At 63.3% G+C, this 9,708-nt stretch carries 7 protein-coding genes and 1 tRNA gene; 1 reads left to right on the top strand and 7 read right to left on the bottom strand.

Going from position 1 to position 9,708, the window contains the following annotated elements; genetic code table 11:
* Positions 1-157: 157 nt before the first annotated feature.
* The 6 genes from ACO6D5_RS20275 to ppk1 form a co-directional block, all read right to left on the bottom strand.
* Positions 158-234, bottom strand: a tRNA-Pro gene (locus tag ACO6D5_RS20275).
* A 468-nt stretch (positions 235-702) separates the two neighbouring features.
* A complete protein-coding gene (gene pstB, locus ACO6D5_RS20270; RefSeq protein ID WP_006222891.1) occupies positions 703-1,479 on the bottom strand; it encodes a phosphate ABC transporter ATP-binding protein PstB in 777 nt (258 codons plus the stop codon).
* A 48-nt stretch (positions 1,480-1,527) separates the two neighbouring features.
* Complete coding sequence (gene pstA, locus ACO6D5_RS20265) at positions 1,528-2,382, bottom strand: phosphate ABC transporter permease PstA (protein WP_006222890.1); 855 nt, start codon at positions 2,380-2,382, stop codon at positions 1,528-1,530.
* Positions 2,383-2,408: 26 nt separating this feature from the next.
* Positions 2,409-3,425 (bottom strand): phosphate ABC transporter permease subunit PstC, encoded by a 1,017-nt coding sequence (gene pstC, locus ACO6D5_RS20260; RefSeq protein ID WP_035212374.1) that lies wholly within the window; start codon positions 3,423-3,425, stop codon positions 2,409-2,411.
* Between the two features lie 159 nt (positions 3,426-3,584).
* Positions 3,585-4,625, bottom strand: a complete 1,041-nt coding sequence (pstS, locus tag ACO6D5_RS20255) for a phosphate ABC transporter substrate-binding protein PstS (RefSeq protein WP_006222888.1) — start codon at positions 4,623-4,625, stop codon at positions 3,585-3,587.
* A gap of 220 nt (positions 4,626-4,845) precedes the next feature.
* Positions 4,846-6,921 carry a polyphosphate kinase 1 gene (ppk1, locus tag ACO6D5_RS20250; RefSeq protein WP_485826347.1) on the bottom strand — a complete coding sequence of 692 codons (2,076 nt, stop codon included), beginning with the start codon at positions 6,919-6,921 and terminating at the stop codon, positions 4,846-4,848.
* Between the two features lie 219 nt (positions 6,922-7,140).
* Here ppk1 and ppx point away from each other — a divergent pair, with 219 nt between their 5' ends.
* Entirely contained in the window at positions 7,141-8,628 is a 1,488-nt protein-coding gene (gene ppx / locus ACO6D5_RS20245; RefSeq protein ID WP_006222886.1) for an exopolyphosphatase, read from the top strand.
* Positions 8,629-8,879: 251 nt separating this feature from the next.
* On the opposite strand, the gene ACO6D5_RS20240 is transcribed toward ppx, so the two are convergent.
* Complete coding sequence (locus ACO6D5_RS20240; RefSeq protein ID WP_485826346.1) at positions 8,880-9,686, bottom strand: GNAT family N-acetyltransferase; 807 nt, start codon at positions 9,684-9,686, stop codon at positions 8,880-8,882.
* Positions 9,687-9,708: the final 22 nt, after the last annotated feature.

Below are 9,708 nucleotides of genomic sequence, written 5' to 3'. Positions count from 1 at the left end.
TTGCCCAGGCATGGACGGCATCTCGCCGTCGGTCGTGGCTGAGGCGATCTGGTCTAGGCTGCCCGGGACGATCCGCTGAACACCTGACACCGCCGCCTGGCACCGCAAACGACAAAAGGCCGTCAGTGATCGTAATCACTGACGGCCTTTCATGTATTGGTCGGGGCGGTGGGATTCGAACTCACGACCCTCTGCTCCCAAAGCAGATGCGCTACCAGGCTGCGCTACGCCCCGAAGGGTGGCAACTATACCAGAATCCCACCCTGCCCGGGAGGCCCCCCGCCGATGCGGGCCAATGCCCCCCGCTCCCGGCAATCTCCTGATTGACACCCATATAGTTCAAGCCTGAATTAATTACGGTTTCTGGCGCACGACCGGAGGCCGCCTACGGGCAAAAACACGCATAGACATTCATCAGGAAACCCTGGGTTCCAGCCAGTCCTTCCTGCTGGTGTTCAGCCTGGTGGGCGCCGTGGGCATCTATTGCCTGACCTGCAACAATCCGTTGATCGTGAACTACCTCTGGGTAGCGCTGGCCGGTGTCGGCAGCACCCCGCCCGCTACGCCGGCAATCCGCAGGCGGAATCCACCCAGGGCGCCAAGGCCACCTTGCCGCGTTCCTGATTCCGCCTCAGCCCAAATGCAAAACGGCGCGCCGGTCGGGCGCGCCGTTTTCGCATCAGGAACAGATCCCCGGCGCGATCAGCCGAAACGGCCCGTGATGTAGTCTTCAGTTTCCTTGCGCGACGGCTTCACGAAGATCTGGTCGGTCTGGCCGAATTCCATCAACTCGCCCAGGTACATGTAGGCGGTGTAGTCCGAGCAGCGAGCCGCCTGCTGCATGTTGTGCGTCACGATCACGACCGTGTAGTCGTTCTTCAGTTCGGCGATCAGTTCTTCGATCTTGGCAGTGGAAATCGGGTCAAGCGCCGAGCACGGCTCGTCCAGCAGCAGCACTTCCGGCTTGATGGCCACGCCGCGCGCGATGCACAGCCGCTGTTGCTGGCCGCCCGACAGGCTGTTGCCGCTTTGATGCAGCTTGTCCTTCACTTCGTTCCACAGCGCGGCCTTGCTCAGCGCCCATTCCACGCGCTCGTCCATCTCGCCCTTGGACAGGCGTTCGAACAGGCGCACGCCGAAGGCGATGTTGTCGTAGATGCTCATCGGGAACGGCGTGGGCTTCTGGAACACCATGCCGACCTTGGCGCGGATCAGTGAAATATCGGTCTTGGTGGTCAGCAGGTTTTCGCCGTCCAGCATGATTTCGCCTTCGGCGCGCTGGCCCGGGTACAGCTCGAACATGCGGTTGAACGTACGCAGAAGCGTCGACTTGCCGCAGCCCGACGGGCCGATGAAGGCCGTGACCTTCTTCTCCTGGATCGACATGTTCACATTGCGGATCGCATGGAACTTGCCGTAGTAGAAGTTCAGGTTCTTGACCTCGATCTTGTTCTTGACGGCGGTAGCGGTGTTTTCCATTTCTTTTCCCTTGGCTCCGGCGCGCCATGCGCGCCGGCAAAGCGATCTTTACTTGCGGAACATGTTGCGGGCAATGATGTTGATGCCCAGCACCAGCAACGTAATCAGCGTGGCCCCGGCCCAGGCCAGGTCGTTCCAGTCCTTGAAGGGGCTGGCGGCGTATTGGTAGATCACGACCGGCAGGTTGGCCATCGGCGCATTCATGTTGAACGACATGAACTGGTTGGACAGCGCGGTGAACAGCAGCGGCGCGGTCTCGCCCGAGATCCGGGCAATCGCCAGCAGCACGCCGGTGATGATGCCGGTCTTGGCGGCGCGATAGCACACCAGCGTGATCATGCGCCACTTGGGGCAGCCCAGCGCCGCCGCGGCTTCGCGCAGGCTGTTGGGCACCAGCAGCAGCATGTTGTCGGTCGTGCGCACCACCACCGGAATCACCAGGATCGACAGCGCAAGCGCGCCGGCCCAGCCGGAGTAGTGCCCGACCTGCGCCACGTACACGGCGTAGATGAACAGGCCGATGATGATGGACGGCGCCGACAGCAGCACGTCGTTCAGGAAGCGCGTCGCAGGCGCCAGCCAGCCGCGCTGACCGTATTCGGCCAGGTAGGTGCCGGCCAGGATGCCGACCGGCGTGCCGATCAGCGTGCCCACGCCGGCCATCACCACGCTGCCGAAGATCGCGTTGATCAGGCCGCCGGTTTGGCCCGGCGGCGGCGTGATCTCGGTGAACAGCGTGTACGACAGCGCGGGCGCGCCCTTGGTCAGCAGCGTCAGAATGATCCAGAACAGCCAGAACAGGCCGAACGCCAGGGTTCCGAGGGACACCGCCAGCATGATGCGGTTGACGACCCGGCGCCGGCGGTAGATGCCATTCTGCATATTGAGTACGGATACAGCCATGATCTTTTCCTTGTGCTCGCGTCGGGTCAGGTCTTCTTGCCTTCGCCGGCAGACAGGCGAACCAGCAGCACCTTGGCCAGGGCCAGCACGATCGTCGTGATCAGGAACAGGATCAGGCCCAGTTCCAGCAACGCCGACTTCTGGATGCCGCCCGCCTCATTGAATTCGTTGGCCAGGGCCGAGGCAATCGAGTTGCCCGGCGAGAACAGCGAACCGGACCACTTGAAGGCATTGCCGATCACGAACGTCACCGCCATCGTCTCGCCGAGCGCGCGGCCCAGGCCCAGCATGATGCCGCCGATGACGCCCGACTTGGTGAAAGGCAGCACCACGCGCCACATCACTTCCCAGGTCGTGCTGCCCAGGCCGTAGGCCGATTCCTTCAGCATCGCCGGCACCAGCTCGAACACGTCGCGCATCACTGCGGCGATGAACGGGATGATCATGATCGACAGGATCAGGCCGGCCGTGAAGATGCCGATGCCGAACGGCGGACCCGCGAAGATGCCCCCGATGACGGGCACGCTGCCCAGGGTGGCGATCAGGAAGGGCTGCACGTACTGCTGGAACACCGGCACGAAGACGAACAGGCCCCACATGCCGTAGATGATCGACGGGATGGCCGCCAGCATTTCCACGGCGGTGCCCAACGGGCGGCGCAGCCAGGTCGGCGACAGTTCGGTCAGGAAGATGGCGATGCCGAACGAGACCGGCACCGCGATGATCAGCGCGATGGCCGAGGTCAGCAGCGTGCCGATGATCGGCACCACGGCGCCGTAGTTCTGATTGACGGGATCCCAGTCGTTCAGCCACAGGAACGACAGGCCATATTTGGCCAGCGACTCGCGGCTGCCGTAGATCAGGGATACGAGAATCGCCGCCAGCAGGATGAACACCAGGAAGGCGAACAGGCGGGTCAGATTCTTGAAAAGCGCATCCATCAGCGCATTTTTATTTTGCTTCATAGGCGAAGGCGTGCCGGTAGTCACGGAGTCCGCCACGCTGGGCGAAAGCGGCACACTATTATCCATTACCGCGCTCATGGATGGACTTTCCTTAGGTAACCTGGGGGAACAACGGGAGGTCTTGCGGCAGGCCGCCCCTTTCTTCTGCTGGCAGAAAACCAGGGGCGGCTGCTTGATGGGTTACGCGCGCTGAGAGGCCTGCGTTATTGCCAGGCTCCCCGCGCGCTACACCCATCCTTACTTCCAGACGGCCTTGCCGTCGGCAGCCTTCACTTCGCCCCAAGCAGCGCGGATTTCCTTGGTGACGGCTTCCGGCAGCGGCACGTAGTCCATCGTTTCAGCCGACTTGGCGCCGTTCTTGAACGCCCAGTCGAAGAACTCCAGGACAGCCTTGCCCTGAGCCGGCTTGTCTTGCGACTTGTGGATCAGGATGAAGGTGGCGGCGGTGACGGGCCACGAATCGGCACCCGGCTCGTCGGTCAGGACCACGCCCATGCCCGGCGCGCTCTTCCAGTCGGCGTTGGCGGCCGCGGCGGCGAATGCCTTCTGCTCCGGCTGGACGAACTTGCCTTCCTTGTTCTGCAGCTGCGTCCAGGCCAGCTTGTTCTGCTTGGCGTAGGCGTATTCCACGTAACCGATCGAGTTCTTCAGCTGGCCGACGTAGGCGGCGACGCCTTCGTTGCCCTTGCCGCCTTGACCGGTGGGCCACTTGACGGCCTTGCCTTCACCGACTTGCGACTTCCAGTCAGCCGACACCTTGGACAGGTAGTTGGTCCAGCCGAAAGTGGTGCCCGAGCCGTCCGAACGGTGCACGACGATGATGTCGGCCGAGGGCAGCTTGAGGTCGGGGTTCAGGGCCTTGATGGCGCTGTCGTCCCACTTCTTGATCTTGCCCAGGAAGATGTCGGCCAGCACGGGGCCCGACAGCTTCAGCTTGCCCGGCTCGACGCCGTCGACGTTGACGACTGCCACGGTACCGCCGATCACGGCCGGGAATTGCAGCAGGCCGTTCTTTTCCAGGTCAGCCGCCTTCATGGGATCATCCGAAGCGCCGAAATCGACGGTCTTGGCGATGATCTGCTGCTGGCCGCCGCCCGAACCGATCGACTGGTAGTTGACCGCGTTGTTGGTGGCAGCCTTGTAGTCGGAAGCCCACTTGGCGTAGATGGGGTAGGGGAACGATGCGCCGGCGCCGGTCACATCGGCAGCCTGGACGGCGAAAACGGCGGCGCTCAGCGCAACGCCCAGGGAAACTTGTTTGAAGACACGTTTGAACATCAGGGTTCCTTCTGTGCTCGTTGGAGGAGTCTGGTCAGGCTTTTTCGGTGCCTGTCTTTCAGCGACCCTCGCATCTTAGAAGCCCAACGTGACAAGATAGTGACAGTCACATACGCTTCATGCGACACCGTTTTCACCCCCCGAAAACACCGCGGCCGCCCTGAAAAACGGGGCGGCCGCGATATTCAGGGACGATTCCCTGTGTGACAGTGCAGGCGGGTCACACGCCCAGTTTCTGCATCAGGTACAGGTGCAGGTTGAAAGGTTCACGGCGGCTCTTGACCCGGGCGTAATCGCCATCGGGCTGCAATTGCCATGCCAGCTGGTTGTCGCGTAACGCATACGTGAACGCCTCGTCGACCACGCGTTTCTTCAAGGTCTTGTCATAGATCGGGAAGGCGATTTCCACGCGCCGGAAGAAATTGCGGTCCATCCAGTCCGCCGACGACAGGTAGACCGTCTCCTCGCCGTCCGCATAGAAATAGAAAACCCGCGAATGCTCCAGGAAGCGCCCCACGATGGAGCGCACCCGGATGTTCTCGGACAAGCCCGGCACGCCGGCGCGCAGCGCGCAGACGCCACGCACGATCAGGTCGATCTTCACGCCGGCCTGGCTGGCCTTGTAGAGCTCCTCGATGATCTGCTCTTCCAGCAGCGAATTCATCTTCGCCATGATGCGCGAACGCTTGCCTGCCTTGGCCGCGCGGGCCTCGGCTCGGATCAGCGCCACCATCCCGTCGTGCATCGTGAAAGGCGATTGCATCAAGGCCTTCAGCGAACGGCGCGCGCCCAGCCCGGTCAGTTGCGCAAACACCTTGTCCATGTCCTCGCACAGCCTCGGGTCCGCGGTCAGCAGGCCGAAGTCGGTGTACAGCCTGGCCGTGCGCGGATGGTAATTGCCCGTGCCCAAGTGCGCGTAGCGGCGCAGGCGGCCGTTCTCGCGACGCAGCACCACCGCCATCTTGGCGTGGGTCTTGTGCGCGACGACCCCGTAGACCACGTGCGCGCCCACCTCTTCCAGCTTGGACGCCCAGTTGATGTTGGTCTGCTCGTCAAAACGCGCCATCAGTTCCACCACCACCGTCACTTCCTTGCCGGCGCGCGCCGCGGCCAGCAGGATCTTCATCAGCTCGGAATCCTCGCCGGTGCGGTAGATGGTCTGCTTGATGGCCATCACGTCCGGATCCAGCGCGGCGGCCGTCAGGAAGTCGATGACAGGCTGGAACGACTGGTAGGGATGGTGCAGCAGGCGGTCCTGCTCGGCCACGGCTTCGAACAGGTCGGCTGGCTTGTCGCCAACCCGATCGAAGGGGGCCGGCACCGGCGCGCGGTAGTCCGGAAACAGCAGGTCGGGCCGCAGATCCGAATTGCATAGCTGCATCAGTCGCGACAGGTTCACCGGCCCCGGCACGCGGTAGGTGTCCTGGGCCGTCAGCGAAAACTCGCGCTGCAGGAAGGTTTCCAGTTCGACGGGCGTCAGTTTGTCGATTTCCAGCCGCACGGCGGCACCGAAGTTGCGCTGCGACAGCTCGCCCTGCAGCGCATGGCGCAGGTTGGTGACTTCTTCCTCGTCCACGAACAGGTCGCTGTTGCGCGTGACCCGCCACTGGTAGCAGCCCAGCATTTCCAGCCCCGGGAACAGCTCGCCCACGAAGGCGCGCAGCAAGGAGGTCAGCAGGATGAAACCTTCGGGGTGGCCGGACAGTTCCGGCGGCATCTTGATCAGGCGCGGCAACGCGCGCGGTGCCTGCACCACGGCAATCGACGCCTGGCGGCCGAAGGCATCGGCCCCGGCCAGCGACACGATGAAATTCAGGCTCTTGTTGTAGACGCGGGGAAACGGATGCGCCGGGTCCAGTCCGATCGGGGTCAGCAGCGGCATCACGTCGCGGTTGAACACGTCGCGCGCCCATTCCTGCTGCTCGGCGTTCCATTCGGATGCGTGATGCAGGGTGATGCCCTCGGCCTGCATGGCCGGCAGGATCTCGTCGTTCAGCAGGTTGTACTGGCGCGCCACCAGGGCGTGCACGGCCTGCTGGACGTTCTCGAACGCCTGGTCGGGCGTCATGCCGTCAGGGCCCACCATGTTGGGCGACTGGCGCTGCTGCTCTTTCAGGCTGGAGATCCGGATCTCGAAGAACTCGTCCAGATTGGAGCTGACGATACACACGTACCGCAGGCGTTCCAGCAAAGGCGTCTTCGGATCTTCCGCCATCGCCAGCACACGGTCGTTGAATTTGAGCAGCGACAACTCGCGATTCATGAGCAAGGGCTCGCCAGGCGGGCGTGTGGGCATACCGGATTCCATACGTAGGGGGAGCGTGGAGTTTTACTGCAAATAAGTGACGGTTCTATGACACGACGCCAAATCCGTAGCGTACGCCAAAATCGGGACGTATAGCGCGCGTCCCGTTTGCGCCAAGCCCCTGTTCCATAAGCGAAAACCCGTAGCTCAGGGCACTGTCATATGGGGTCTCTATAATCAGGCCACCTCAAAGCCTATATTACGAGCCGCATGGATCAACTTCTGGCCGCGGTGGACCTCGGGTCCAACAGCTTCCGCCTCTCCATCGGACGCATCGTTCAACAGGACGGTACGCCCCAGATCTATCAGATCGATCGTCTCAAGGAAACCGTCCGGCTCGCCGCCGGCCTGGATGCCGAAAAGCGCCTTGGCGATGACGCCATCGAGCGCGCCATCGCCGTCCTGGAACGTTTTGGCGACCGCCTGCGCAGTTTCCACCCCAACCGCGTCCGCGCGGTTGCCACCAACACTTTCCGGGTCGCGCGCAACACGCGGGATTTCCTGCCGCGCGCCGAAGCCGCCCTGGGCTTTCCCATCGAAGTCATCGCCGGCCGCGAAGAGGCCCGCCTGATCTTCTCGGGCGTGGTCCACACCCTGCCCCCGTCGCCCAACAAGCGGCTGGTCATCGACATCGGCGGCGGGTCCACCGAAGTCATCATCGGCAAGGGCCACGAACCCGGCCTGATGTCGTCGCTGTACATGGGTTGCGTCAGCTACAGCCGCCAGTTCTTCTCGGACGGCGTGGTGGATGCGCACCAGATGAAGCAGGCCGAACTGGCCGCCCGGCGCGAAATCGAAGTCATCGCCAAGCAGTACCGCAAGATGGGCTGGAAAGAGGCCTATGGCTCTTCCGGCACGGCCAAGGCGCTGTTCGCGATCCTGACCGAAAGCCGCTTTTCCGACCGTGGCATCACCCGCGCGGGCCTGGCCAAGCTGAAAGACCGCATCGTGCGTTCGGGCCGCGTCATCCCGTCCGAACTGCCCGGCATCAAGATCGAACGCTCCGACGTGCTGCCCGGCGGGCTGGCCATCATGAGCGCGCTGTTCGATGAACTGGGCATCGAGGTCATGCACACGGGCGACGGTGCGCTGCGCCTGGGCGTGCTGTACGACCTGCTGGGCCGCGACGACGAACACGACAAGCGCGACGAATCGGTGCGCCAGTTCATGAAGCGCTACCACGTGGACGTGAACCAGGCTCGCCGCGTGCGCCACGCGGCATTGACGCTGTTCGACGCCATGTTCCCCGAAGGCCCGGAACGCGCCGAGCTGCGCCCGGCACTGGGATGGGCGGCGGACCTGCACGAAGTGGGCCTGTCCATCGCGCACAACGCATATCACAAGCACACGGCGTACGTACTGGAAAACGCCGACATGCCGGGCTTCTCCCGCGCCGACCAGCAGTTGCTGGCGCTGCTGGCGCTGGGCCATCAAGGCAAGCTGACCAAGCTGGAACCGCTGATCCGCACGCGCCCTCAGTGGAAGGCCATCCTGAGCCTGCGCCTGGCCGTCCTGCTGTTCCGCCGCCGCGGCGAAATCGAACCGCTGCCGCTGACCGCCTCAGTGCGCGACAACTCCATCGTGGTGCGCGTCAACCGTGAATGGCTGGCCCAGCACCCGTTAAGCGACTTCACGCTGCGTGCGGAAGAAGCGGAATGGAACAAGGTGGGGTTTTCGTTCGAATTGCTGGAATTCTGATGAAGCAGGCGTAGAGCCGGCTGCTGCGGCATACGCGTGCCGTGCTTGCCGCCACCAGGGAGCACGGCTTTCCTTAAGGCGGCACGGCGGCAAAAAAAACGGGCGTGGCCGCAAAGCCATCGCCCGTTTTTTCCTTCAGAACGGCGACAGATCCGTCTGGCGATGGAGCTGCTTGAGCTCCATGCGCAAGGGCCGAGTGGCCCGCCGTATCAATCTGATCTTCATACGGCGGATCAGGCGACGCATGATGCTCAGCGCTGGCCGTTGACGGCCGCGGGTTGATCCAGGCCGAAGTGGCGGCGGTAGCGCTCGTCCATGCGATCCATTTTCAGCAATACCGGGAAGTCCGCGGCATTGAAATCCGGGTCCCAGGCGGGCTCGCCGCAAACCTTGGCGCCCAGCTTCAAGTAGCCCTTGATCAGCGGCGGCACCCGGGCCGGCAACGAGCTGTTCAGCTTTTCCACCGGATACCGGTGCAGCGGAACGACACGCGGCTCGCCGTCCAGCGGCAGGTGCTTGGAAATGGTGCGCCAGACTTCCGCCGCGGTCACGCCATCGTCACGCAGGCTGACGCTTGCGCAACCCAGCACGTACTCGTAACCGCCGCGGCGCAGGTACTCGGCCAGGCCGGACCACAGCAACATGATGACGGCGCCGTTGCGGTAGTCGGCGTGCGTACACGACCGGCCGACTTCGACCAGGTTGTCGCGGATCGACCCCAGGCCGGATAGATCGAATTCGGATTGCGAGTAGTAGCCGCCCGCCTCCCGCGCCTTTTCAGGCGTCAGGATCCGGTACGTGCCGACGATGCGGCCCGTGTCCATTTCGCGGACCATCAGGTGTTCGCAGAAGGGATCGAAACGATCGTGTTCGATACCGTCCTGGGCGTCGGGAAACACCACGCCCATATCCTCAGTGAAGACCTCGTAGCGCAGACGCTGAATCTGCTCGATTTCTTCAGCTGTGCGCGCCAGGCCGACCGCCAGCACCTTCGGGGCGGCGCCCGTGAATGGTTCGGCGGGATTACGGCTTGGGTTGATGCGTGCTAGTTCCAGCATTGCGCGAAGCTCCTAGAGAGTC

The organism is Achromobacter sp., assembly GCF_057314935.1.
The sequence above is the reverse complement of the archived record's forward strand: the minus strand, read 5'-3'. Positions and strand labels throughout refer to the sequence as shown.